Annotated in this window: 25 protein-coding genes and 1 other annotated feature; of the genes, 17 read left to right on the top strand and 8 right to left on the bottom strand. The window is 34.6% G+C overall.

Going from position 1 to position 23,913, the window contains the following annotated elements; all coding sequences use genetic code 11:
- Positions 1 to 14: 14 nt before the first annotated feature.
- On the bottom strand, positions 15 to 2,420 hold the full coding sequence (gene nirB / locus ACVWY7_RS07000; protein WP_000746908.1) for an NADPH-nitrite reductase large subunit: 2,406 nt from the start codon (positions 2,418 to 2,420) through the stop codon (positions 15 to 17).
- Between the two features lie 210 nt (positions 2,421 to 2,630).
- Positions 2,631 to 3,338, bottom strand: a complete 708-nt coding sequence (gene ric, locus ACVWY7_RS06995; RefSeq protein WP_000401348.1) for an iron-sulfur cluster repair di-iron protein — start codon at positions 3,336 to 3,338, stop codon at positions 2,631 to 2,633.
- Between the two features lie 277 nt (positions 3,339 to 3,615).
- On the opposite strand from ric, the gene ACVWY7_RS06990 reads away from it, so the two are divergent.
- Complete coding sequence (locus ACVWY7_RS06990) at positions 3,616 to 4,185, top strand: hypothetical protein (protein ID WP_000456974.1); 570 nt, start codon at positions 3,616 to 3,618, stop codon at positions 4,183 to 4,185.
- Positions 4,186 to 4,309: 124 nt separating this feature from the next.
- Here the strand turns inward: ACVWY7_RS06990 and ACVWY7_RS06985 are convergent, their stop codons facing one another.
- A complete protein-coding gene (locus tag ACVWY7_RS06985; protein WP_212805109.1) occupies positions 4,310 to 5,221 on the bottom strand; it encodes an excalibur calcium-binding domain-containing protein in 912 nt (303 codons plus the stop codon).
- A 199-nt stretch (positions 5,222 to 5,420) separates the two neighbouring features.
- On the opposite strand from ACVWY7_RS06985, the gene exsG reads away from it, so the two are divergent.
- Both exsG and ACVWY7_RS06975 read left to right on the top strand, forming a co-directional pair.
- On the top strand, positions 5,421 to 5,573 hold the full coding sequence (gene exsG / locus ACVWY7_RS06980; RefSeq protein ID WP_000395678.1) for an exosporium protein ExsG: 153 nt from the start codon (positions 5,421 to 5,423) through the stop codon (positions 5,571 to 5,573).
- Between the two features lie 215 nt (positions 5,574 to 5,788).
- A complete protein-coding gene (locus ACVWY7_RS06975) occupies positions 5,789 to 5,998 on the top strand; it encodes a hypothetical protein (RefSeq protein WP_000830253.1) in 210 nt (69 codons plus the stop codon).
- Between the two features lie 95 nt (positions 5,999 to 6,093).
- Here ACVWY7_RS06975 and ACVWY7_RS06970 read toward each other — a convergent pair whose 3' ends face one another.
- A complete protein-coding gene (locus tag ACVWY7_RS06970) occupies positions 6,094 to 6,933 on the bottom strand; it encodes an arylamine N-acetyltransferase family protein (RefSeq protein ID WP_456523721.1) in 840 nt (279 codons plus the stop codon).
- Between the two features lie 550 nt (positions 6,934 to 7,483).
- Here ACVWY7_RS06970 and ACVWY7_RS06965 point away from each other — a divergent pair.
- Both ACVWY7_RS06965 and spoVS read left to right on the top strand, forming a co-directional pair.
- A complete protein-coding gene (locus tag ACVWY7_RS06965; protein WP_456523720.1) occupies positions 7,484 to 9,085 on the top strand; it encodes an esterase/lipase family protein in 1,602 nt (533 codons plus the stop codon).
- Between the two features lie 408 nt (positions 9,086 to 9,493).
- A complete protein-coding gene (gene spoVS / locus ACVWY7_RS06960) occupies positions 9,494 to 9,769 on the top strand; it encodes a stage V sporulation protein SpoVS (RefSeq protein WP_097952820.1) in 276 nt (91 codons plus the stop codon).
- A gap of 95 nt (positions 9,770 to 9,864) precedes the next feature.
- Here spoVS and ACVWY7_RS06955 read toward each other — a convergent pair whose 3' ends face one another.
- The gene (locus ACVWY7_RS06955; protein WP_000069079.1) at positions 9,865 to 10,365 is read right to left on the bottom strand and encodes a YxiF family protein; all 501 of its coding nucleotides are present in this window, start codon (positions 10,363 to 10,365) and stop codon (positions 9,865 to 9,867) included.
- Positions 10,366 to 10,449: 84 nt separating this feature from the next.
- Between ACVWY7_RS06955 and ACVWY7_RS06950 the strand changes: the two genes are divergently transcribed.
- Positions 10,450 to 10,641, top strand: coding sequence for a DUF3954 domain-containing protein (locus ACVWY7_RS06950; RefSeq protein ID WP_000512849.1), 192 nt, complete (start codon positions 10,450 to 10,452; stop codon positions 10,639 to 10,641).
- Positions 10,642 to 10,749: 108 nt separating this feature from the next.
- On the opposite strand, the gene ACVWY7_RS06945 is transcribed toward ACVWY7_RS06950, so the two are convergent.
- Positions 10,750 to 11,517, bottom strand: coding sequence for a hypothetical protein (locus tag ACVWY7_RS06945; RefSeq protein ID WP_307878867.1), 768 nt, complete (start codon positions 11,515 to 11,517; stop codon positions 10,750 to 10,752).
- 109 nt (positions 11,518 to 11,626) lie between these two features.
- Here ACVWY7_RS06945 and ACVWY7_RS06940 point away from each other — a divergent pair, with 109 nt between their 5' ends.
- The 5 genes from ACVWY7_RS06940 (at position 11,627) to ACVWY7_RS06920 (ending at position 15,830) form a co-directional block, all read left to right on the top strand.
- Positions 11,627 to 12,274 (top strand): HD domain-containing protein, encoded by a 648-nt coding sequence (locus ACVWY7_RS06940; protein WP_456523719.1) that lies wholly within the window; start codon positions 11,627 to 11,629, stop codon positions 12,272 to 12,274.
- Positions 12,271 to 14,166, top strand: a complete 1,896-nt coding sequence (locus ACVWY7_RS06935) for an ABC-F family ATP-binding cassette domain-containing protein (protein WP_000783200.1) — start codon at positions 12,271 to 12,273, stop codon at positions 14,164 to 14,166. Before ACVWY7_RS06940 ends, ACVWY7_RS06935 begins: the two co-directional genes overlap by 4 nt.
- Before the next feature lie 75 nt (positions 14,167 to 14,241).
- Positions 14,242 to 14,973 carry a Bax inhibitor-1/YccA family protein gene (locus tag ACVWY7_RS06930; RefSeq protein ID WP_001260645.1) on the top strand — a complete coding sequence of 244 codons (732 nt, stop codon included), beginning with the start codon at positions 14,242 to 14,244 and terminating at the stop codon, positions 14,971 to 14,973.
- A gap of 105 nt (positions 14,974 to 15,078) precedes the next feature.
- Positions 15,079 to 15,333 (top strand): DUF4318 domain-containing protein, encoded by a 255-nt coding sequence (locus tag ACVWY7_RS06925; RefSeq protein ID WP_000975123.1) that lies wholly within the window; start codon positions 15,079 to 15,081, stop codon positions 15,331 to 15,333.
- A gap of 158 nt (positions 15,334 to 15,491) precedes the next feature.
- Entirely contained in the window at positions 15,492 to 15,830 is a 339-nt protein-coding gene (locus ACVWY7_RS06920) for a single-stranded DNA-binding protein (protein ID WP_000982026.1), read from the top strand.
- Positions 15,831 to 15,855: 25 nt separating this feature from the next.
- On the opposite strand, the gene ACVWY7_RS06915 is transcribed toward ACVWY7_RS06920, so the two are convergent.
- Positions 15,856 to 16,446 (bottom strand): TetR/AcrR family transcriptional regulator, encoded by a 591-nt coding sequence (locus ACVWY7_RS06915; protein ID WP_000943175.1) that lies wholly within the window; start codon positions 16,444 to 16,446, stop codon positions 15,856 to 15,858.
- A 122-nt stretch (positions 16,447 to 16,568) separates the two neighbouring features.
- Positions 16,569 to 17,702, bottom strand: coding sequence for an FAD-dependent oxidoreductase (locus ACVWY7_RS06910; RefSeq protein WP_001066848.1), 1,134 nt, complete (start codon positions 17,700 to 17,702; stop codon positions 16,569 to 16,571).
- A 258-nt stretch (positions 17,703 to 17,960) separates the two neighbouring features.
- Here ACVWY7_RS06910 and ACVWY7_RS06905 point away from each other — a divergent pair, with 258 nt between their 5' ends.
- The 6 genes from ACVWY7_RS06905 (at position 17,961) to ACVWY7_RS06880 (ending at position 23,862) form a co-directional block, all read left to right on the top strand.
- Positions 17,961 to 19,088 (top strand): conserved virulence factor C family protein, encoded by a 1,128-nt coding sequence (locus ACVWY7_RS06905; RefSeq protein WP_000692579.1) that lies wholly within the window; start codon positions 17,961 to 17,963, stop codon positions 19,086 to 19,088.
- Positions 19,089 to 19,091: 3 nt separating this feature from the next.
- Entirely contained in the window at positions 19,092 to 19,475 is a 384-nt protein-coding gene (locus ACVWY7_RS06900; protein ID WP_105989492.1) for a thiol-disulfide oxidoreductase DCC family protein, read from the top strand.
- Between the two features lie 83 nt (positions 19,476 to 19,558).
- A complete protein-coding gene (locus ACVWY7_RS06895) occupies positions 19,559 to 19,993 on the top strand; it encodes a BrxA/BrxB family bacilliredoxin (RefSeq protein WP_000063714.1) in 435 nt (144 codons plus the stop codon).
- 49 nt (positions 19,994 to 20,042) lie between these two features.
- Positions 20,043 to 20,819 (top strand): class I SAM-dependent methyltransferase, encoded by a 777-nt coding sequence (locus ACVWY7_RS06890; RefSeq protein ID WP_456523718.1) that lies wholly within the window; start codon positions 20,043 to 20,045, stop codon positions 20,817 to 20,819.
- A gap of 40 nt (positions 20,820 to 20,859) precedes the next feature.
- Positions 20,860 to 21,074, top strand: a binding site (T-box leader).
- A 45-nt stretch (positions 21,075 to 21,119) separates the two neighbouring features.
- Entirely contained in the window at positions 21,120 to 22,808 is a 1,689-nt protein-coding gene (argS, locus tag ACVWY7_RS06885) for an arginine--tRNA ligase (protein ID WP_000385018.1), read from the top strand.
- 175 nt (positions 22,809 to 22,983) lie between these two features.
- Positions 22,984 to 23,862 (top strand): class I SAM-dependent methyltransferase, encoded by an 879-nt coding sequence (locus ACVWY7_RS06880; RefSeq protein WP_139242238.1) that lies wholly within the window; start codon positions 22,984 to 22,986, stop codon positions 23,860 to 23,862.
- The last annotated feature ends 51 nt before the right edge of the window (positions 23,863 to 23,913 follow it).

The following is a 23,913-nucleotide window of genomic DNA, read 5'->3' as shown; positions in this document are numbered from 1 at the left end:
TAGATCACAGCTCCTTATTTCACAGTTTCTACTTCATACATCGCTTTTAATGATTTCGTTTCTAGTGCTTGTCCCCAAGCTTCTTTATATGTGCCACGGGCCGTTTGGAAACGTTCATTTAACTTAGTGACCATATTTGCATCTTGCAGTATTTCTTTTATGTGATCGAAGCCTAATCGTTCTGTCCAGTAGGCAGTACGCTCTCCGTAAATACCAGTTTCACGATAATATTGCATGTAAGCTGTAGCGATGTGAAGAACATCATCTTCAGTAGGGACAATCATTACAAAATCAGCTTCACGTACTTCTGTACCACCATTTCCACCAATATAAAGTTGGTATCCATTTTCGACACAAACAACGCCAAAATCTTTCGTAAGTACTTCCGCACAGTTACGCGGACAGCCCGTTACACCCATCTTCATTTTATGAGGTGTATCTACCATTTCTAATGATTGTTCAAGGAGCATACCAAGTCCTAATGAATCTTTCGTACCGAAACGGCAGAAACGAGAGCCAACACATGATTTTACATTACGAAGAGATTTTGAATACGCATATCCAGAAGTCATATGTAAGTCAGCCCATACGTTAGGTAAATCTTGTTTCTTAACACCGTATAAGCCAATTCGACTTGCACCGGTAATTTTCACAAGTGGAACATCATACTTTTTCGCAACTTCAGCAATTTTCATTAAATCATCAGCTGTTGTAACGCCTCCGTACATACGTGGAATAACAGAGAATGTACCATCGTGCTGGATGTTACCATTCATTCTTTCATTAACGAAACGGGAGGCTTTATCATCTTCATATTCTTCTGGAATCGCCATACGTAAATAGTAGTTCAAAGCAGGACGACATTTCGAACAGCCATCTTCATGTACAAAACCAAGAACATTTCGTACTTCTTTTGGAGATTTTAAGCCTTTCTCATGAATGGCCGCTACGACTTCATCACGTGATAGAGTTGTACATCCACACATACCGGTAGATTGCGCTGAGGCATCAAAAGCATCTCCGAGTGTATGAGATAAAACTTGTTCTACAAGCGGACGACATTTACCACAAGACCCTGCGGCTTTCGTACAGCCTTTAACTTCTTCAAAAGTAGTTAACTCTTGTTCTAAAATGGCATGAACGATTGTTCCTTTCGTAACACCATTACATCCACAAATCGTGTCATCCGCACTCATTGTAGCAACATCAAGTTTACTTTCTTCACCAGCTTTGTGAAGAATGGACGCTGGTGTATATTCTTGTATATCTTCTTCTTTCTTTAACATGCTAAAGAGGCGTGTACCATCAGCTGTGTCACCATATAAAACGATACCAACGACTTTATTGTCACGAATTAATACTTTTTTATAGGAACGTTTGCATTCATTAAAGATGGATATTGCTTTCGTTTGATCATCTTCATAAATTTGGCCTGCAGAGAATAAATCACAACCAGCAACTTTTAATTGCGTACCGACGATACTGCCCGAATAGCCATCAGTTTGTAAATTCGATATATGTTTCGCTAATATTGCACCTTGTTCATAAAGAGGGGCAACAAGTCCATATGCGATACCGTCATGTTCTGCACATTCGCCAACTGCATAAATGGACTCATCATTTGTTAGCATATAGTCATTGACTACAATGCCGCGATTGACAATTAAACCAGCATCTCTTGCTATTTGCGTATTTGGTCGGATTCCGACAGCCATTACGATTAAATCACAATCTACAACTTCACCATCTTCAAATTGAATGCCCTCAACATGGTTTGTACCAAGAATTTTTACAGTTTTCTTTTCCATTAGAAACTTCATGCTTTGTGCTTCTAAATCTTCACGCAGTAGAGAAGCTGCTTTCGTATCTAGTTGTTGCTCCATTAAGCTAGGCATTAAATGAACAACATGTACGTCCATTCCTAAGTCAATAAGACCTCTTGCTGCTTCTAAACCAAGTAATCCACCACCAATGACAACGGCCTTTTTCTTTTCTTTAGCAGTATCCATCATAAACTGTGTATCTTCAATGGTTCGAAAACCTGTTACACCAGGAAGAGTGGAACCTTCAACAGGTAAAATAAAAGCACTAGAACCTGTTGCAATAATAAGCTTGTCATATGTAAGAGTACGATTCTTTTCTGTCATAATAACTTTTTCTTCTCGGTCAATACTTTGAACTCTTTCATTTGTATACAAAGTTATTTCGTTTTCTTCATACCAACTGTATTCATTCATAATGATATCTTGTATATTTGTTTTACCTTGTAAAACATGAGAGAGCATAATGCGATTATAGTTTGGGTGTGGTTCATCTCCAAAAATAGTAATCTCATATGAATCACAATCATGTTTTAATATTTCTTCCATACAACGTATGCCAGCCATACCATTTCCGATCATAACTAAACGTTTTTTCATTTTCGTTTCCCCTTTTTTATGTGAAGTATTGAGCAAAGGATTATATTTCTATTATAGAAAATCAAAAAAGGGGGAGATGTGATATTTATCACACTTTTGAAATGATTCACAAATTGTTAAAATTCGGATTTGTGTGAGGGCGGATATGTATATTTTTTGTGAAATGAAAAAGCAGGACATCAGTATGTATACTTATGTCCTGCACTTTATTTACGCTCTCGTAATGGCACGTGGAAATAAAATATTATTTTCTAAATGAATGTGCTCAAATAAATCAGACTCTAACGCTTCAAGGCGATTGTAAACAAGTCGATAAGTGCCGCAAGCTCCTTCTGGGGGAGTAAAGTCATTTGTAACTTTACGAAGCTCTTTAATAATGTTGCCAGCGTGGTTATGTTCATTTTCTAGTTCATCTACTACTTTACGTAACTTTGCATAGTTTTCATCAGTTGGATTTTTTTCAAATTCTAAAATTAATGGGAAATCTTCTGTTTCTTCTTTAATTAAATGCTGTTCTAATTCCATTTTAAGTTCATGAAATAGCTTATGAATTTTAGCTAAATGCGGCTGATTTGCTCCATGAACACGTAATACTTTCGTCACATAAGGACTTAACTGTGGTAACTCTTCATTTAAATAACGATGATGCTTATGAATCACATAATCAATCAATTCACGATAAGAAGCATTTTTCCAATCAATTTCAGATTCATTTAATTGTTTCGTATTATGATAAAGCGTATTTAACTCTGTAATTACTTCAGTAGCTGATAAATTTCTTTCATGAATTGCATCAATAAGTGGCTTATTACCGCCACAACAAAAATCTATTCTATATGATTTAAAAAGATCACTAGCTTTCGGAAATTGTGTAACAATCTCACCGACAATAGAAGTTTCAGTAAATGTATGTTCCATATGAATGCCTCCATAAAGTTTAAATGTAATATCTAAATTAAGAATAGTCATAAATGAAAAACAATGTGGTGATTGAAATCACTTATTATGTGTCAGTTTTGAGAATAATAGGTATGGTATTTAACAGAGGACATTATAGAGCAGATGGCGAAGAATTTTTTGAGTAGGAAATTATCCACAGGGAATTATTATGATTTAGATAGTATACAAATTTATATTCTATCAATCTAAGTTCGCTTTTGGGTAGTTGGAAGTATATCTTTTATAGGAGGTTTTTATGGAATATGTTTATCATATGGTACCAGAAAAACTAAAAGGAGAATATTTAATCCCATTAAATGAGTTGAAAAGATTATATCCTAGTTTATACGGTGATTACATACAAAAATATAAAGACCATCCTCAAAGAGAGAACTTATTAACACGTAAAATACCGAAACTAGAATGTTTATGGAATGATGTTGTGCATTTTTTACCACTGCATCCTTATGAGATTTATAAAGCATTATTGGAAATAGGAGTAAACATCCATACAAATAAGCTATTTTATAAAATTCCTATTAGCGCACTGAAGGGTCAGTGTATGGCAATATACAAGTACTCAAAGCACAATTGGGGTGGACCAAATAGCGAATTAAAAGAATGTGAAATAGAATTCATCAATTTTAATGAATATAAAGAATTAAAGCAATTAAATACCTACACAAAAGAATATTATAGAGATGAATACAAAAATGGTAGGAGATTCGGGATGTTTCACTTAATTCCACATGTTCTTGTCAAAGGGAAAGTGGAGGTGAAACATATTGAAATCATAAATTGGAGTATTGATCCAGTTAATGATTAATGTTACAAGCATTCAAAAATAAGATGCCATTTTGAATTGATATTTGACTTAAAAGAATGGAAGAGTAATTAGATCTTATACGTAACAGTAAAAAAGAAGCTTACTAGAAGCTTCTTTTTTACTACTATTTTTCACATGCAACTCCATCGCCATCACGATCAAGATGTGAGTCATAACCTGGTTGTCCTTTATATAGAGGAGCTTTCCCGGCAGCTCTAACTGCGGCACAATTTTTGTAATATGCATTACTAATATTTCCTGAAGCAGGTTGTGTTTGAGCTTGCTGTGATTTTTTCTGTTCCTCTTGTTGTTTGCGAGCTTGTTCATCAGCCAGACGTTTTTGCTCTTCTTGTTGTTTACGAGCTTGCTCATCAGCTAGGCGTTTTTGTTCTTCTTGTTGTTTACGAGTCTGTTCATCAGCTAGGCGTTTTTGTTCTTCTTGTTGTTTACGAACTTGTTCATCAGCTAGACGTTTTTGCTCCTCTTGTTGTTTACGAGCTTGTTCATCGGCTAGGCGTTTTTCATCCTCTTGCTTACGAGCTTGTTCATCGGCTTGACGTTTCTCATCTTCTTGCTTTTGAGCTTTTTCGTCCGCTTCTTTCTTTTCTAGTTCTTTTTTCTTCTCGCTATCTTTTTGTTCTGCATTGTTAGATGCAACTTGTTTACTAGTTGCTGTCGTTTTTTCAGAAGTAGGGTTTGAAATACTTGATAACGCACCAAAAATAACAAATAAAATAGCAGTGATAATAAATTGTTTTTTTGCTACACCTGTCTTTTTAATTACAGATAAGATTGCTAGTACGAGGAAGAAAACAAATAAAACAAAACTTAAAATAGAAAAAAATTCAACAATTGGGTTATTAGCAGTCTCAGCACTAGTTATTATTAATACAATCGAAATCATAAAAAGAATAACGGCAGGACGACCATACTGTTTTGCTTTTCCATTTTTCTTAAAGAATGAAATGATACATAGAATTAAAAGAATAAAAGCAATTAAAAATAAAGCTGTACCAATATTACTCAAAATCGCCATTTCTATACCTCCATTTGTAAGATTTTCATTGCTAATTATATAGGAATTTATTGAGTATTACACGATTTATATAAAATTAGTAGTTCTAATAGACTAATAAACATTTATTCTAATATATGAGAAAATGGATGTATTTCCTATTACATTTTTGAATAAAATCCATAAAGTATAATATACGGATTGAAAGGAGGAGATTTGAATGGAATTCCAATTGTTGGTGACTTGTATATTACAAGAAGGTAATGCTTTCTTTTTAGTAACGAAAGTAGACGATGTTATTACATTGAAAGTACCAATTACAGCGGGAGTAGCAGGTTTATTCTTAGCTTTAGGTGTACCAAGATGTTCTTAATTTAAATCTCTAGAGTAGAAAGAGGAGGACAAGCCTCTTTCTACTAATACATAATTATTTTATGTAAACTAAAGTATTCTTTTTGTAATAGCACGTTTAAAATGGACATGCATATACTATAATGTTTCATTGGATGTTTGTGATAAAAGGTAGTTTTAAATAGTACATTCAGTGATATTTTTTTAGCTATGAAAATAAAAGAGGTGCTATTATATATGAAAAGAAGAACATTTGATATTCCAGTCACATTACGAAGAGAGTGGTTTTTAATTGAATTGGCCCATTTAACGAAAAAATATGGAATTGAAATTGCAACTAGCAAAATGGAAGCTGCACCGTTTTTAAGAGATCAAGTTACGGAATCAAAAATAGGGTCAGGGCTCCAATACGATAAATATGATGATGAGTATATCATTGAAAATTAAAGGATAAGAGCAAAACAAATTTCTTTATAACAAAATATAAAATAAAGCAGATTCTAAATATGGAATCTGCTTTATTATGAAATACTTTTAGTCAACTAACCTCTTTCTAGTGTTTTTCCTACATATTTCACTTGTGTTATTCCAAAAGATTCACGAAGAATGCGAGCATAATCTTTTGATTCTATTGGACGTTTATTTTTGGTGCCTTTAAAGGTTTCTGTATAATTTTTATTTGTTAATGATATGTGACCATAATTAGTTAATTTACAAGTGATAGCTCCTTTATTAAAAGGAGATTCTTTATGTTCTACAATGACTTTCTGAATGTTATTCACCTTTTTCTCATCTATTGGATCTAAAGTGAAGGCATAGCCTATTTTCCATTCATCTGAAGGTTCAGATTGCAAGAAATTTGTAGATTCCCCGTTAGCTCCTTTTCTCATTTCTAAAATGTGTGTACCTTTTCGGGTAATTCGTTTGCGAATTCGATATTCACCCGTTTGAGAAGAGATGACTTCTCCGTTAAAAGGGACTGGATGTAAAGGTAGATGAGAGGCAAAACCGGCGTCTATAACATAATCTTTATTATTATGATGTAATATGATAATGACATGACCATCATCAGATTTCCATTTATTGTCATAAAGGTCATAAACAGTACCAGCTACTTTATATACTTGAAATCCACAATCCATTAAAAAGTAATACAATAAGGAGTTTAATTCATAACAAAGACCGCCTCGTTTTTGAATAAGTAACTTTTCTATTAAGTTATTTTTTGAGATGTTTTTAATAGTACCAGCCATAATATCGAGATTTTCATAGGGGAGAATCAATCCCATTTTTAAGAGAATTTCATCTAAATCATCAAATGTTATTTCTTTTGCAGGAATTTTTAATCGTTTAAAAAACTCCTTTTGTAAATCGGTCATCATAAAGTATTCTCCTTTCTTTTTACAGAATTTTCTTCTGCTCACCGATAGGTTAGTACTTCTAAAGGTTTAATTCAAGTCTGCGAAAATTATCATAATATATGTTTCTGGAAATCTTATTTTATATTCGGAAATTTCAGTTTAATATTTAGTGGTAGGAAAGTCTTACAAGATAAGCGTCTATTTCGTTTAGTTTGTATTTAATTAAATAAAAGCACATATCTTCATTACCTTTTTTTATAACTGGCTGGTAATAAAGTGTTTTTTTACTAAAGTTTTTTCAAGATTTGTATGCTTTATATAAACAATAATAATTGAGGGATATTTAGATTCAGTAAAGTTAACAATTGTTGAGAAACTTTTTTGTAGCATTCACTCAAAAGGAAGAGATTGAATCAAAGAGAATAACGTGTGTTAAGGAAGAAGGGATACTAGTAATCTCTTGAGAAGAGGGACAAGATCTTGTTTAAATAAAAAGATTATCTAGTATTAAGAGAGAAGATAAAAAATATTACAAAGAGCACCTTCTTTCAAAAAAAGTGGGGGGAGTAACATGAGATTGATGAGAAGATGTGTTGCCTTGCTGATTGTATTTTTTATTATGGCTCCAATGATTAGCACAAATGTGCGAGCAGAAGTTGTAAAAGAGCTTAAAACAGGTTTTCCAGATCAAGAAGTCTTTACACCTGGAGAATGGTTTTTAGGCCAAAAGCCTGCTAATTATGATGAGAATAAGCCTCCAATTCTCTTTGTGCAAGGAAGGAATGGGAATGCTGATAGTTGGTATGGAAAGACAGTGTATCACGATATAAATGATATGTATGACTATGCTTTGAAGGCTGGCTATCAAACAGTATTTATACAATTATATGATGCTGCTGGAAAAGGGTCAGCTAGTCAGTGGGATAACGGAAAATTGTTAGCACAAAAATTAGAAGAAATATATAATCATTTCGGTAAAAAAGTTAATATTGTAGCACATAGTAAAGGTGGTATCGATACACAAGCTGCATTAGTAGGATATGGGGCAAATCGATTTGTCGGAAATGTTATTACACTTGCGACGCCACATCATGGATCAAACTTAGCGGATTTATCATATAGTTGGTGGGCAGGATGGCTTGCTTCTATATTAGGTCAAAAAGATGATGGTACGTATTCATTACAAATGGGCGAAATGGCAAAATTTCGTTCAACGATTGATAATAATCCAGCAGCTAAATTAAACCGCTATTATACAGTTACTGGGACTAGCTGGGGCCCTGTATTTTCGGCGTTATCAATGGGTGGATTATATTTGTCATCATACGGTTCAAATGATGGACTAGTAAATGAGTGGAGTGCTAAGTTGCCGTATGGAACGCATTTATTTACAGATGCTAGATTTGATCATGATAATATACGAAAAGGATCTGCTGTTTTCTCACGAATTGAACCATATTTACGTACAGCAAATGTACCAGCTCCAGCTTTAGTAGCATCCAGCACTAGTTCAAATGAAAATATAGAACAATTAAATACAACTTCAAATCAAAGCATTTTAGGAGGGGAATTGCCACAAAATCAGTGGATAGAGCAAACTGTTACGGTTGATAAAAAGGCAGAAGGAATCGTTTCAATATTAACTGCTTCTTCTGATGTGGAAGTACAAATGATATCTCCAAAAGGAAAAATGTATACAAATAAGGATAGTGTTATAACTACTGGTGAAGATGAATCTTTCTTTGGTAGCGCGACAATTAAAACATTTAAATTTGATAAAATGGATGTAGGAGAATGGAAAGTTAAAATGATGGCGAAGCAGTCGAAAGATGCATATTTAATTGTAAGCGATTACAAGGGCAGCGCGCCATTTGTACTTCAAATGCCTACAAAAGTAAAACCGAATAAATCTGAGTATAAACTGAAAAAATCACCAGTGGCACCTGAAATGAAAGGGGATCTTTCTATAACAGTAAGAGTCGTGAATAAAGAAGGAAAACTAGTCTCTGAATATACTGAATTACAAAATGTGAATAACAATACATTTACTGGTGCTTTGAAGGACATAAAGCAACCAGGAGTATATAACGTTACGATGGATATAAAAGGGATGAATAAAGAAGGGCAACCATACAATCGTACAATTGTTAAGTCCGTTTATGTGGAGAAGTAAGAAAGAATGAGAAAAAAAGTACCGAACTTTTGTAGTAGTAAAGTTCGGTACTTTTCATGTTTATTAGATTAACAAAAAGGTACAAAGGTTAAGTATTTGGTAGAGAATTCTTGAAATGTAGCAGGAATGCTTTTTATATTGTAATTGCACCTACAAAAGTAAAACGAGTATCTTCAGTTACAATGATGTGATTGTTTAAGTGAATTTATGTTTTTTAAATATTTATATATATAAGGTTTGGAGTCGATGACCTTTATTTACGTGGCACGGCAGGAAGAAGAGAAAAAGTATCGAATGAATGTACATATGTAGTATTGTTTGCTTTTGGTGTGAATAGTAGTAAAAGATACGTTGAAATATTTTAAACCGTAACAAAAGAGCGATTAAATAATAGAGGGAGCAACTTACATGGAAAATATATTAAAGGTATCTTCAAAATCAAAACCAAATTCAGTGGCAGGTGCAATTGCAGGTGTACTAAGAACAAGTGGTAATGTAGAAATTCAAGCGATTGGGGCGGGTTCTTTAAATCAGGCAATTAAAGCAATTGCGATCGCAAGAGGGTTTGTTGCTCCAAGTGGTATTGACTTAGCCTTCGTTCCAGCGTTTCAAGAGGTTACTATTAATGATCAAGAAAGAACGGCGATTAAATTGATTATAGGTCCTAGGAAGAAACGTTCTTAAAAAAGAGTATTGATAAGTGGGATTTGAAAAAACTGATAGATAAAGTAATAAAAAGACCACTCTCATTTTGAAGTGGTCTTTTGTATTTTCGTATTTCATATTGTGGATACACCCCACATACTGAATTCGTAGTGGTATTCAGTGCGCTCAATAACGATCCCGAATTCTAAATCATCCCTAGCTAATACAAAATCTGCATATCCAGTTAGAAATCTTGATATGGTTGATAACGCTTCTAAATTCTCAAATACTTCAGCAATGTTCAGTTTAACTGCTTCAAATTTACCACCCTTAGAGAAAAAGAGTCTCCCTTGATCAACTGGAAATTTAGTGGTTTTAGCTGTTTCTTTTAACAGTACTATTGATAGTCTTCTATTTTCTTCATAATTAGTGCTACCAAAGTTTTTTATGTTTGAAGTTTGTGTTAGCGTATTAAATAAGTCTTTACAAAATAAATCATTAGATTCTGGATCCATAAATGAGTCCATAGAAACTGTAACAATATTAGAAAGTTCGTCTACCAATTCTTTTCTACTACCAGTTCTTTTTGCTTTCATTTTTAGAATTTCAATTCGGCTTTTATTCATATTACTCAAAAATTTTCACACCTTTACTCGCGTGGTGGATGAATAAAACCACTTACTTCGACAAAGTAATTATAACATATGGGAGTAATCTTGGTGGGAATTAGAAAAGAAAATCTTGTTGAAATGACAGCTGAAATTGATTTGAAAATAAACGGAATATATATTGTTAAAAATGGTCAGGTTCAGCTAATAGAACCACCTAAAAGTAGATTTGCTGAACAATCATTTGTATATCAAAGTGGAAAAGTAATTCGGATAGAAGAACGGAAGACGAGATTAATTTAATACTATTTTAGAAAAGATATAACGTGAAAAATAAAAAGTGCCACAAATGTTTGCATAGCAAACATTTGTGGCACTTTTATCTTTTTATATAACATAAGATGAATAAAACTAAAACTGCTCATTCTTCTCCCAAGATTCCACAATATAATGTGCAATCGTCGGGTTGAATCCTTTTCCAACTAAAAACATAATGGCAGCAACTTCTGTTAAAGCGTGTTTATGTGATGTATGTTTTGCTTCATTTAAACCGTAATCTACCCAAGGTTTTACGAAATCAAGTACAGGTTTCTTTAAAGGTAAGAACTGTGTACCGACAACTTGTTGAATCTGTTGTTGCGTTGGTTCTGTAATTGGTCCAGGTGGTAAGATTTGAGGCTGTGTAATATCCAGTGTTGGTCCAGGCGGTAAAATTTGTGGTTGTGTAATATCTAATGTTGGCGGTTTAGGTGGTGAGACACGTGCGTCGTAGTTTGGTTGATACATTTGTTGTTGGTATTGAGTTTGTTGTGGCTGAGTTGGGTATGGGTTTTGTTGAAATTGTTGTTCTTGAGTTTGTGGTGTTACATATGGGTTTTGTGGATATTGAAGTTCCTGATTTTGCGGTGCTGCATATGGATTTTGAGGATATTCATAATTTGGACGTGTGTCGTATGAGTTTTGTTGAAATTGTTGTTCTTGAGTTTGCGGCGCTGTATATGGATTGTGTGGATAATCAGCTTCTTGATATTGCGGTGTTGCGTATGGATTTTGTTCATATTGTTGCTCTTGCTGTTGTAACTCTTGTTCTTCATATTGTTCTGTATATCTTTGTTCTTGTTCCTGTTGCTGAGGGTAAAATGGTTGCCTTGGGTAAGGGGGTTGATTATTATAGAACATATTTATTCCTCCTTCATGATGATGCCTACCACCTAGTGTATGGGCGGACAAGAAAATATGTGATGAAAAAATGCGGGCGTGTTACAATAAGTAACTGGGTGAAGATAAAATGACAAAACAAGAAAAGATAGAAAAAACAATTACTTTTGTAAAACATATTTTAGAAAAAGATGCGAGTGGGCATGATTGGTATCATATTGAGCGTGTACATAAACTGGCGATTTCTTTATCTGAGCAAGAAGGAGGAAATCGTTTTATAATTGAAATGGCAGCATTACTTCACGATGTAGCAGATGAAAAGTTAAATGAAAGTGAAGAAGCAGGAATGAAAAAAGTTTCTGATTGGTTAGAAGAGTTACATGTTAAAGAAGAGGAAAGTAAGCATGTTCTTCATATCATCGCCAATATGTCTTATAAAGGTGGTCATGGCGGTAAAGTGGAGTCAATTGAAGGGAAGATTGTTCAAGATGCAGATCGTTTAGACGCTCTTGGTGCAATTGGAATAGCTCGCACATTTGCGTATGGCGGGGCGAAAGGGAGATTAATGTATGATCCAACTATTCCTCCTCGTGAAGTGATGACGAAAGATGAATATAGAAAAAATAATGACCCATCTTTAAATCATTTTTATGAAAAACTTTTAAAACTAAAAGACTTAATGAATACGAATGCAGCAAAACAAGAGGCTGAAGTTCGTCATCGTTATATGGAACAGTTTATGGAACAATTTATGAAAGAGTGGAATGCACAAATATGAAAATGTTAACTGTGGAAAACTTATCAAAATCATATGGAGAAAAACCGTTATTTGATGGATTATCATTTAGTATTGCAGAAGGACAACGTGCCGGAATTATCGGTGTAAACGGAACTGGTAAATCAACTTTATTAAAAATTATTGCAGGGGCAGAAATTCCTGATACAGGTGATATGACTCATTCACGTGGATATACAATTAGTTATTTATCACAGCAGCCAGAGTTTGATGAGCAATTAACAGTATTAGAACAAGTCTTCCATGGTGATACACCTTTAATTCGTCTTCTTCGTGACTATGAAAAGGCGCTATTACATATCGAAAAAGATCCAAGCAATGAAAAAGTACAGGAACAATTATTTGCAGTGCAACAACGTATGGATGCGATGAGTGCGTGGGAAGCAAATGCGAATGCAAAATCGTTATTAACGAAATTAGGAATTACTGATTTCACAGCAACTGTTGGAAATTTATCAGGTGGGCAGAAAAAACGTATTGCGATGGCGCAGTGTTTTATTGAAACACCGGATCTATTAATTTTAGATGAGCCTACGAACCATCTTGACCATGAAACAGTTGAGTGGTTAGAGGAATATTTAGCAAGGTACACAGGTGCAGTATTACTTGTAACCCATGATCGTTATTTCTTAGATCGTGTGACGAATCGTATTTTCGAATTAGATAATGGAAAACTGTATAGTTATGAAGGGAATTACAGTACGTTTTTAGAAGCGAAAGCACTTCGTGAAGAACAAGAACTTGCGCAAGAATCAAAACGTCAAAACTTATATCGCCGCGAATTAGCATGGATTCGCCGTGGTGCAAAAGCTCGTTCGACTAAGCAAAAGGCACGTATTCAACGTTTTGATGAGCTAAAAGGTCAAGAAGGCCCAGCTGCCAAACAGTCTGTTGATATTGCACTTAGCGGTAGCCGCCTAGGGAAAAAAGTACTTGAGTTAAAAGATGTAACGAAAAAATTTGGTAATAAAACGGTGTTAAACAACTTTAATCATATCGTGAAACCAGGCGATCGTATCGGAATTATTGGAGCGAATGGAAGCGGGAAATCTTCGCTATTAAATATGCTTGCAGGTAAAATATCTCCTGATAGTGGTGAAATTGAAGTTGGGCAAACAGTAAAAATCGCTTACTATACGCAAGAAAATGAAGAAATGAATTTAAATCAACGTATGATTGAATACATTAAAGAAATCGCGGAAGTTATTCATACGACAGATGGAAAAGTAATTGGTGCGTCTCAAATGTTAGAACGTTTCTTATTCCCGCCGCATTCACATGGTACACCGCTTGGCAAATTATCTGGCGGTGAAAGAAGACGTTTATACTTATTACGTATACTAATGGGAGAACCGAACGTACTATTACTGGATGAGCCTACGAATGATCTAGATACACAAACATTAACTGTATTAGAAGATTATTTAGAAGATTTTCCAGGTGTCGTTTTAACTGTATCGCATGACCGTTACTTCTTAGATAAAGTAGTAGATGAATTGTTCATCTTTACGGGAGAAGGAGAAGTACGTGAATTTTTAGGTAGCTATACTGATTACTTAGAAATGGAAAAAACGAGAGAACTTATTGAGAAAGCGGAAGTGCAGAAAGAGAAAAAAGTAGTAGAAGAAGCACCGAAACAACAACGTAAGCGTAAACTTTCATATAACGAGCAGCGCGAATGGGAAACTATTGAAGATACAATTGCGGAACTTGAAGAAAAGCTAGAATCAATTGGAGAAGAGCTTGCGAATGTTGGTTCTGATTTCACAAAAGCACAAGAATTATCTGAAGCACAGCAAAAAACAGAAGAAGAGCTAGAAAAAACGATGGAAAGATGGAGTGAACTATCCGACATTGTTGAAGGATTAAAATAAAAACAAGCTGCATATATTGAAAAGTAAAGAGAAAAACTTTACACTATTGGTAGAACCTATTTTAGGAGGGAAAAAATGAGAACATCTAATCCAATGTTGAAAAAAGAGGCATTCCGTAAAGAGGGAGCAAGCGCTTCTGCAATGACTATTGGCGGAACAGTAGGCAAAACGTTTATTATGCTTATCTTGCTACTTGCAACGTCTGTCTATTCATACATACAGATGATGGAGGGTACGATGAAGATGCCAGTATTAATTGGTGCTTTAATCGTTGCGGCAATCATCGCATTTGCGTCTATGTTCTTCCCACGTATTTCACCTTTTGGTGCACCAATCTATGCGGCAGTAGAAGGGGTTGTGTTAGGTAGTATTTCAGCGGTTTATACAATGAAATTTGGCGATTCAATCGTTTTAAATGCTGTTTTACTAACAATCTCAATTCTATTTGCAATGTTAGTGTTATATGCAACACGTGTAGTAAAAGTAACGGATAAATTCCGTACAGGCGTGATGGCAGCAACACTTGGAATTATGGTTATGTATTTAGTAGTATTTCTACTAAACATGTTTGGTGTAACGGTTCCGTACATTCACCAAGGCGGTACGATTGGTATTATTATTAGTGCAGTTGTTATCGTAGTTGCTGCATTAAACTTATTACTAGATTTCGATTTAATCGAAAATGGTGTACGTAGTCAAGCTCCGAAATATATGGAGTGGTACACTGCAATGGGACTAATGCTTACATTAGTTTGGTTATACTTAGAAATTCTTCGTTTCGTTTCTTACTTTACGAAAAATGACTAATAAAAAATCCTGCATGAAAAATGCAGGATTTTTTGTTTTTCAAAGATAAATTGATGATGTGGTATAATATGGATGTTGGTAACCTTAAATTGAAGGGGATGGAATATGATGAAAGAGAAGAAAGGGATTATGAAAAAACTATTTTCTAAAAGTTTTTTCATAGAACTAGATGATGCTTTAACGTATCCATCGGGAGAAGTTATTACTTCAGCTATTGAAAGTTATGCAGCTGAATGTAATGAACAACTGAAATTTGAGAGTAAAGTAAAACCGATAACTTTTTACTTAGAAGAAGTATTGTATCGTGCGGAAATAAAGATGGCCCGTGGAGGATATTACATTTCATGCAGTGAAGTATAAATTTTGAAACCTTACATGTTTAAAATATGTAAGGTTTCTTTTTTTCTTTTATAGCATAAAAAATAATCTTTTTTACTTTAAAATATATTATTTTACGCTTTTTACCCTTCATACATTTTTATTTACAATGAAGAAAAATATGTGAGGTGGTATAACTTATGATGAATCGAGTTGTATTAATCGGTAGATTGACAAAGGAGCCAGAATTATACTACACAAAGCAAGGCGTCGCGTATGCACGAGTATGTGTTGCGGTGAATAGAGGATTTCGAAATAGTTTAGGTGAACAACAAGTAGATTTTATTAATTGTGTGATATGGCGAAAATCGGCTGAGAATGTAACTGAATATTGTAAGAAAGGGTCTCTTGTTGGAATTACCGGACGTATTCATACGAGGAATTACGAGGATGATCAAGGAAAGAGAATATATATAACGGAAGTCGTGATTGAGAGCATTACATTTTTGGAGAGAAGGCGCGAAGGTGCATCGCAATAAGAGGGTCTAGTAACATAGCCCTCTATCACTTTTGATTAATACCTTCCCAAACAACATCTAATTGTTGATTGAGAATATTTTTCGCATTGATTTCATTTCCATGTAGTAGCGAATACGACATTAGTGTATAAAAATAAGTGCTCATAACAGTAGAAGTGATAATATTTATATCCCATTGACTGTTTAATTTTCCTGCCTCTTTCGCTTCTGTAATAATTGAAGACAAACCTTCTTGTAGCTGTTGTATACTTTTTAATTCATTTTCTACTAAGTAGTTTGACTTTATAATCTCAAAGACGGCATGCTTCATTAAATCACCATGTCCAGTAAATCGATCCAGTAAATCGCCTAAAACAAGTTTGATTCTTTCTTTTGGATGTTCCACATTTTCGTAAGTTTTTAAACTTTCATTCCATAGCTCAATTTGAGAATCACCTAAAAATAATAATATGTTCTCCTTTTTCGGAAAGTAGTTGAAGAAAGTGCCCTTCGCTATCCCACATGCAGTAGTAATATCTTGAACCGTTACATTTTCGTACCCGCGTTCTTGGAAGAGTTGTACTGCTTTTAGGAATATAAGTTCTTTTAATTCTTTTTTTCTCGTTTCTCTCAGCATATAATCTACTCCTAACACAAACAATTATATCTGTTTAATAGATAATCTCAAATAAAATCTTACTTCATGATTAAGTTTAATGTAATTGAAAGAAGGATAGAGAATGCTGTTTCTTATTTTTATTATAAATGAAAGTTGTATAGTTCATGTGCTTGCCTTTCAGAAATCCATTTTGGAATACGTTTCATTACTTTATTTCTTACTATAGTTAAAGGTTTACTTTCTATTTGCGCCATTTTTCCAACTTTCCATGCAGTGTTTGAGATTTTTTCAATTCTATCTCGTCGTTTTTGTTCAAATTCTGTAAATGCTTGACGATAATAAGCATTATTTTTGATACATTCAGCCAGAATAATCGCATCTTCAATTGCTTGACAAGCACCTTGACCTAAATTTGGAGTAAGTGCATGGGCAGCATCCCCAATAAATACGATGCGTTTGTCAAAAAACTGTTTCATTGGCGTAATGTCTATAATATCACGATGAATCATATCAACATCCGATGCGTTTTGTAAAATAGATGGGATTGGATTATGGTAAGTTTTGAAATGATTATATAAATCTGTTGTTGTGTAAGCTTTGTATTTTGGATCTCTAGCTTTAGCATTTATGAGCGCATACCAGTATACTTCGTTGTTAGGAAGAGGGACGATACCAAATCTACCGTTTGTTCCCCAAGTTTCAATAAAATCATTTGTTAAAGAAAGATTCTTAGTAGGAGTTACGCCGCGCCAACACGTATATCCTGCATAACGATAATTATCGCCTTGTGTTACTTGTTTTCGAACGACAGAATGAATACCATCAGCCGCAATGAGTATATTACCGAGTGCTTCACTGCCATCTTGAAATACTATCTTTAAGGCGTTTTCTTCATTCTGTTCTATTTTTACGCATTCTTTTCCCCACTTGACAGTATCTTCTTTTAGTTCAGAAAGTAGTAATTGGTGTAAATCTTTTCTATGAATGGAGTACATTTTTGGATAGCAAGTTGGAATAATTAACTTATTGAAAGTAGTACCTTTTTCGGATACAAGGTTAAAACCGTCACTTTCGTTGCCGAATTTTTTGATTTTCTCAGAAATGCCGTATAGTTCCAGTGCTTGCATCGCGTTTGGGGCAATGATAATACCTGCACCAGCAACAGTAGGTTCAGTATTTTTGTCATATACTTTTACATCTAATCCTATTTTTTGTAAGGAAATTGCTGCACATAGACCAGCAATACCGCCACCAATAATTATGACATTGTTCATTTGTTATCACTCCACCTTTGAATGACTTTGTTCATAAAATGACCAAGGTCATTTTATGAGTTAAGGTTAATCCCTTTTTATGTAATTGTCAATTATACTTTTAACTATAGTTATGGAACGATTAGGTGAAAATAAAATGAATGAAACTGCTAAGAAATGTAGAAAAGTAAAGAGTAAAATTAAGCATTCGAGTAGGAGTATAGCGTGATAACATGTTACAATACAGCTAAGAACATGCAATAAAGGAGAGTTTTTTACGTGAAGATTAAAGCAATTGAACCGACGCCAAGTCCAAATACAATGAAAGTTATTTTAAATGAAGTATTACCATCAGGAGCACGTAATAATTATACAAATGAAAATAAAGAACAAGCACCAATGCAAGTGCAAGAAATTTTGAAAATTGAAGGCATTAAAGGTGTATATCATGTAGCTGACTTTTTAGCAGTGGAGCGAAATGCGAAGTATGACTGGAAAGTTTTATTACAACAAGTTCGTGCTGTTTTCGGTGAAGAAGTAGTAGAAGAAAGTGAAGAACAACAACTTGCTCATTTTGGGGAAGTGAAAGTGTTTGTTCAAATGTTCTTTACAATTCCAATGCAAGTAAAGTTAACAGATGGAACGACTGAAGAGCGTGTTGGCTTACCTGATCGTTTTAAAGAATCAATTATGAAAGTTCAAATGTCTGCACCAAACGTTGTAAAAGAGCGTAAATGGGTGGAACAAAGTACACGTTACGGTAACTTTGAAGAAATCGGGAAAGAAGTAGTAGAAGAGATTGTTGCTGCTTATTCAGAAGAACGTGTAAATGAAACGGTCAAAGAATTATTAAATCAGGCAGGTGCTGTTGAAGTAACGATTCAAAAGCGTGAGCCATATAAAGTAACAGAAGAGATGATGAAGGATGCTGACTGGAAAAAACGTTTCGCAGCATTAGAACAAATGGATCCTACTGAAGAAGATATGCCAGTGTTGAAGATGGCGTTAGATGATGAAAAAGTTTCGATTCGCCGTTTAGCAACAGCGTATTTAGGTATGGTAAAAGGTGATGAAGTATTGCCGTTATTATATAAAGCGCTATTAGATCGTTCAGTAAGTGTTCGCCGTACAGCGGGCGATTGTTTATCAGATGTAGGTGATCCGGCAGCGATGTTTGTTATGATTAAATCTCTGAAAGATTCAAGTAAATTAGTACGCTGGCGTGCAGCAATGTTCTTATTTGAACTTGGAGATGAAAGTGCGATTCCAGCATTAAAAGCAGCGCAAGATGATCCAGAGTTTGAAGTAGCGATGCAAGCTCGTCTAGCATTAGAGCGTATTGAAGGCGGCGAAGAAGCAAAAGGTTCTGTATGGAAACAAATGACGGAGTCTCGTAAAGGGGAATAATGTATGATTGTTTTCTATGATAGTTGGTGTCCGATGTGTACGGCGGTTGCAGATCGTACGAAAAAATTAGATAAAAAAGGTAAGGTGAAATTTGTTTCATTTCGAGATAAAGAGGTAGTTGAGAAGTATGAACTTTCTCAAGAACTACAAAGTAAGATGGAACAAAGATTGTATATTTTTAAAAATAATAAGTGGTATGACGGCATTCGTAGCATACATGTATTAGCAAAGTCCATTCCATCTTATTGGTTTGCGGTGCCTTTTATAAAGCTATCTATCGTACTTGGATTTGGAAGTAAAGTATATGATTATATCGCTAACAATAGAAAACTTGTCCCAGTTGGACATTGCCGCGAAGGGATTTGTGAAATCCTTACAAAAAAATAAAATCATCGTTATCTTTCTTTTGCACCTATTAATAGAGCGTGATATGATGAATTTGGAATGAAAGTTGAAGGAGAGATTACAAGATGTCAAATGCTTATGAAGAATACATGCGCCAAATGGTAATCCCAATGCGTCAAGAATTAGTGCGCTCTGGGTTTGAAGAGTTAACTACAGAAGAAGCTGTAACAAAATTTATGGAAAACACAACGGGTACAACTTTAGTAGTTGTAAACTCTGTTTGTGGTTGCGCAGCTGGTTTAGCACGTCCATCAGCAGGTCAAGCAGTTGTTCGTGCTGAAAAACAACCTGATCATCTTGTAACTGTATTTGCAGGTCAAGATAAAGATGCTACTGCAAAAATGCGTGAATACTTCGGAGAAATTCCTCCATCTTCACCATCTATGGCATTATTAAAAGGAAAAGAAGTTGTTCACTTCATTCACCGTCATGAAATTGAAGGTGCAACTATGGACGAAATTATTACGAACTTAGAACAAGCTTTCGAAAAGAATTGCTAAAGAAGGGGGAGAGTAAATCTCCCTCTTTTCTTTATATAGAGGTGAAACAATGATCGTAACAACAGCAGGAAGAACGAACAAAGAAATGACAGATTATGCAAACAAGGTAGCAGCAGAATTAAATACTTCTTTCGTTAAACGTAATGACATATCAGTACATAAACTGCATGAGCAGTATGAACAAGATGTACTTGTTGTAGGAAAAAATCGATTAGCTATTTATCCGAAAGGTACGGAAGAGTCATTTTTCTTTCATCCAAACTCAGCGATGTTTCGTGTGAAAAGATTAATGCGCGGAGAACACGACCCGTTTGTACAAGCCACGCAATTAGAGAGTGGAATGACAGTGTTAGATTGTACGCTCGGTATGGCATCAGATAGTATTGTAGCGAGTTATGTTGTTGGTGAAAGCGGGAAAATAACCGGACTTGAAGGCAATGAGTATATGGCTTATATTATGGAAAATGGTTTGAAAACATGGTCTTCATCCGTTTCTGAAATTGATAAAGCAATGCAACGAATCGATGTGAAGCAAACAGAGCATTACGCATTTTTAAAACAATGTGGAGACAATAGCTATGATGTTGTGTATCTTGATCCAATGTTTGAAGAAACTGTTATAGAATCAGATGGAATTAAAGGATTAAAACACTTCGCTTTGTATCATGATATTACTGACGAAACAATTGCGGAGGCAAAACGAGTGGCGAGAAAACGTGTCGTTTTAAAAGATCATTTTCGTAGTTCTAGATTTGAAAAACACAATTTTCACGTATACAAAAGAAAAAGTGCTAAGTTTCACTTTGGTGTAATTGACTCTTGCTAATTGTTTGAAAAGATGTATAATAAGCAATAATTAATTAAATATACTGTCTGTGATGAAGAGAGTAGTCTTTTTTAGAAGGAAAGCGAGCTAGGGATGGTGTGAGCCTAGTGCGGAAGAAAAAGATGAAGCGCACTTCGGAGATGCTTCTTGAACGAATAGTAGAGTAAGCCGAGGCCCCCTGTCCTCGTTATAAACGGGAAAGTGGTTCGTAATGAACAACAAGGGTGGTACCACGGGTTCAAACTCGTCTCTTTTTTAGAGACGAGTTTTTTGTGTTTTAAAAAATAAGGAGGTTGTAGTATGGATTATAAAACGCAGTTTGCAGAAAGTTTATATAATATTTTTACGAATGAATTAACGCAAAAGCAAATTTTAGATTTAATTGAAACACCGAAACAAGATGAATTCGGAGATGCTGCATTTCCATGTTTTTCACTTGCGAAGCAATATAAAAAATCACCAGCTATTATCGCAAAGGAAGTTGCAGAGAAATTAAGTGATCCGTTTTTTGCGAAAGTAGAGGCTGTTGGTCCTTACGTAAATGTATTTTTTAATCGTGATACAGTAAGTGATGCAGTATTAAAAACGATTTTAGCGGAGAAAGAAGAGTACGGTAAAAATCATTTTGGATGTGAAAAAACGGTCGTTATCGATTATTCCTCTCCTAATATCGCGAAACCTTTTTCAATGGGGCATTTACGTTCTACAATGATTGGAAATTCATTGAAACATATCGCTGAAAAATGTGGCTATGAAGTTGTAGGGATTAATTATATTGGAGACTGGGGAACACAGTTTGGAAAGTTAATTACCGCTTATAAAAAATGGGGCAATGAAGCAGTAGTGAAAGAGGATCCAATACGTGAACTATTTAAATTATATGTTCAATTTCATGAAGAGGTAAAAGACGACGGAGAACTAGAAGAAGATGGACGTGCTTGGTTTAAGAAATTAGAAGAAGGTGATGAAGAAGCAGTTGAACTTTGGAATTGGTTCCGTCACGAATCCTTAAAAGAATTTTCTCGTATTTATGAACTTCTCGGTGTTGAATTTACTAATTTTCAAGGAGAAGCTTTTTATAATAATTTAATGGAAGACTTTATTGGGATTTTAGAGGAACATGATTTACTTGAAGAGTCAGAAGGTGCATTAATCGTTAATTTAGAAGAAGAGGGCATGCCGCCTTGCTTAATTAGAAAATCAGATGGTGCGACGATTTACGCAACGCGTGACTTAACGGCAGCTCTATATCGTCAAAACACATTTGGTTTTGATAAAGCGTTATACGTAGTTGGCCCAGAACAAAGTTTACACTTCAATCAATTCTTCACTGTATTAAAAAAGCTCGGCTACAATTGGGTTGATGGCATGGAACATGTACCGTTTGGTTTCATTTTAAAAGATGGTAAGAAAATGTCGACACGTAAAGGAAGAGTTATTTTACTAGAAGAAGTACTTGAGGAAGCAATCGAACTTGCAAAACAAAATATTGAAGAGAAAAATCCAAACTTAAAACAAAAAGAAGAAGTAGCAAAGCAAGTCGGTGTAGGCGCAGTTATCTTCCACGATTTAAAAAATGAGCGTATGCATAATATTGAATTCTCATTAGAAAATATGCTGAAATTTGAAGGGGAAACAGGCCCGTACGTACAATACACACATGCACGTGCTTGCTCTATTTTAAGAAAAGAAAGTGTAGAATTTGAAACGTGTACGTTTACCTTAAAAGATGATTATAGTTGGAATATCGTAAAATTACTAAACAAATTCCCAGAAGTAATTGAAGCAGCATGTAACAAAAATGAGCCATCGGTTATTTCGAAATACGTATTAGATGTGGCACAATTGTTTAATAAATATTATGGAAATGTGCGTATATTAGATGAAAACGCCGAAAAAGACAGTAGACTGGCATTAGTGTATGCTGTGACGGTTGTATTAAAAGAGGGGTTACGTTTACTTGGGGTGGAGGCACCTGAGGAGATGTAACATAAAAAGGTGTATGTATCATTACAGATATGTATGCCTTTTTTATTTTGTATAGGAACGGTGTAAGCAGTATTTTCCCATTATCAAAACTATATTTGGAGGATTGTTTAAAGCGTAGGAATGTTTTTGTTAAATGGAGAATTGTAATAGGTGTATATTAAAGGAGGCGTTAAACTTGGAAACGTACGATTGGAACAGTAAACTAGCGCATTTAAAGAATACGAGAGATCTATATTACAATGACGATTATGTAAGCTTTTTAGTAAATACAGTTTGGAGAATCACTAAGCCAGTACATATCGTTGATTACGGTTGTGGATATGGTTATTTAGGCTTAATATTAATGCCCTTACTTCCAAAGGGATCAAAGTATACAGGCATTGATAGCGGGGGAACATTATTAGCTGAAGCGAGAGAATTGTTTCGTTTACTTCCGTATGACTCACAATTTCTTGAAGGAGATGCTACAGAAATTCAATTGAACAATACATACGATATAGCAATTTGTCATGCTTTCTTGTTACATATGAGTTCACCAAAAACGACGCTACAAAAAATGATTCATTCAGTTAAAAAGGGTGGGAAAATAATCTGTTTTGAACCACATTGGATATCAAATATGTCTTCATACTTTTTAGATGGGGAGAATCAATCGGAAATTATTAGGTTAGGCACTTTGCAGAAGTTATTTGAAAGTGACACACAGAGAAGCGGAAAAGAAGGAAATATTGGTATGAAAATACCGATATATTTAAGTGAATTAGGCGTGGAAAATATTGAATGTAGAGTAAGTGATAAAGTGAACTTTTTAGATTCTAATATGCACCATAATGGTAAAGCGAAGTTGTATCATTCATTAAAGGAAGAGGGGATTGCGGGGAATCCAGGTGATAAACAGCAATTTATAGGACGTTTAATAGACAGAGGATTAACATATGATGATGCGCTAGCTCAATATGAAGCTGAACTACGATTTTTTAAAGCATTTCATATACATTCTTCATTAGTGTACGCTCCGAATATGAGAATTACATTTGGTGAAATAGTATGTTAAAAGGTAGTAATACGATGAAAAATGTCGCTGAATGTCGATAAGTCGATATTC

Source organism: Bacillus sp. TE9106W (genome assembly GCF_054062215.1).
Note: the sequence above shows the minus strand (reverse complement) of the source record. Positions and strands in the feature narration are given on the sequence as shown.

Excerpts from the sequence above, each read along its gene's own strand:
- nirB (WP_000746908.1), bottom strand. The coding sequence starts at position 2,420 with ATGAAAAAACGTTTAGTTATGATCGGAAATGGTATGGCTGGCATACGT.
- ric (WP_000401348.1), bottom strand. The coding sequence starts at position 3,338 with ATGGAACATACATTTACTGAAACTTCTATTGTCGGTGAGATTGTTACA.
- ACVWY7_RS06990 (WP_000456974.1), top strand. The coding sequence starts at position 3,616 with ATGGAATATGTTTATCATATGGTACCAGAAAAACTAAAAGGAGAATAT.
- ACVWY7_RS06985 (WP_212805109.1), bottom strand. The coding sequence starts at position 5,221 with ATGGCGATTTTGAGTAATATTGGTACAGCTTTATTTTTAATTGCTTTT.
- exsG (WP_000395678.1), top strand. The coding sequence starts at position 5,421 with ATGGAATTCCAATTGTTGGTGACTTGTATATTACAAGAAGGTAATGCT.
- ACVWY7_RS06975 (WP_000830253.1), top strand. The coding sequence starts at position 5,789 with ATGAAAAGAAGAACATTTGATATTCCAGTCACATTACGAAGAGAGTGG.
- ACVWY7_RS06970 (WP_456523721.1), bottom strand. The coding sequence starts at position 6,933 with ATGATGACCGATTTACAAAAGGAGTTTTTTAAACGATTAAAAATTCCT.
- ACVWY7_RS06965 (WP_456523720.1), top strand. The coding sequence starts at position 7,484 with ATGAGATTGATGAGAAGATGTGTTGCCTTGCTGATTGTATTTTTTATT.
- spoVS (WP_097952820.1), top strand. The coding sequence starts at position 9,494 with ATGGAAAATATATTAAAGGTATCTTCAAAATCAAAACCAAATTCAGTG.
- ACVWY7_RS06945 (WP_307878867.1), bottom strand. The coding sequence starts at position 11,517 with ATGTTCTATAATAATCAACCCCCTTACCCAAGGCAACCATTTTACCCT.
- ACVWY7_RS06940 (WP_456523719.1), top strand. The coding sequence starts at position 11,627 with ATGACAAAACAAGAAAAGATAGAAAAAACAATTACTTTTGTAAAACAT.
- ACVWY7_RS06935 (WP_000783200.1), top strand. The coding sequence starts at position 12,271 with ATGAAAATGTTAACTGTGGAAAACTTATCAAAATCATATGGAGAAAAA.
- ACVWY7_RS06930 (WP_001260645.1), top strand. The coding sequence starts at position 14,242 with ATGAGAACATCTAATCCAATGTTGAAAAAAGAGGCATTCCGTAAAGAG.
- ACVWY7_RS06925 (WP_000975123.1), top strand. The coding sequence starts at position 15,079 with ATGATGAAAGAGAAGAAAGGGATTATGAAAAAACTATTTTCTAAAAGT.
- ACVWY7_RS06920 (WP_000982026.1), top strand. The coding sequence starts at position 15,492 with ATGATGAATCGAGTTGTATTAATCGGTAGATTGACAAAGGAGCCAGAA.
- ACVWY7_RS06915 (WP_000943175.1), bottom strand. The coding sequence starts at position 16,446 with ATGCTGAGAGAAACGAGAAAAAAAGAATTAAAAGAACTTATATTCCTA.
- ACVWY7_RS06910 (WP_001066848.1), bottom strand. The coding sequence starts at position 17,702 with ATGAACAATGTCATAATTATTGGTGGCGGTATTGCTGGTCTATGTGCA.
- ACVWY7_RS06900 (WP_105989492.1), top strand. The coding sequence starts at position 19,092 with ATGATTGTTTTCTATGATAGTTGGTGTCCGATGTGTACGGCGGTTGCA.
- ACVWY7_RS06895 (WP_000063714.1), top strand. The coding sequence starts at position 19,559 with ATGTCAAATGCTTATGAAGAATACATGCGCCAAATGGTAATCCCAATG.
- ACVWY7_RS06890 (WP_456523718.1), top strand. The coding sequence starts at position 20,043 with ATGATCGTAACAACAGCAGGAAGAACGAACAAAGAAATGACAGATTAT.
- argS (WP_000385018.1), top strand. The coding sequence starts at position 21,120 with ATGGATTATAAAACGCAGTTTGCAGAAAGTTTATATAATATTTTTACG.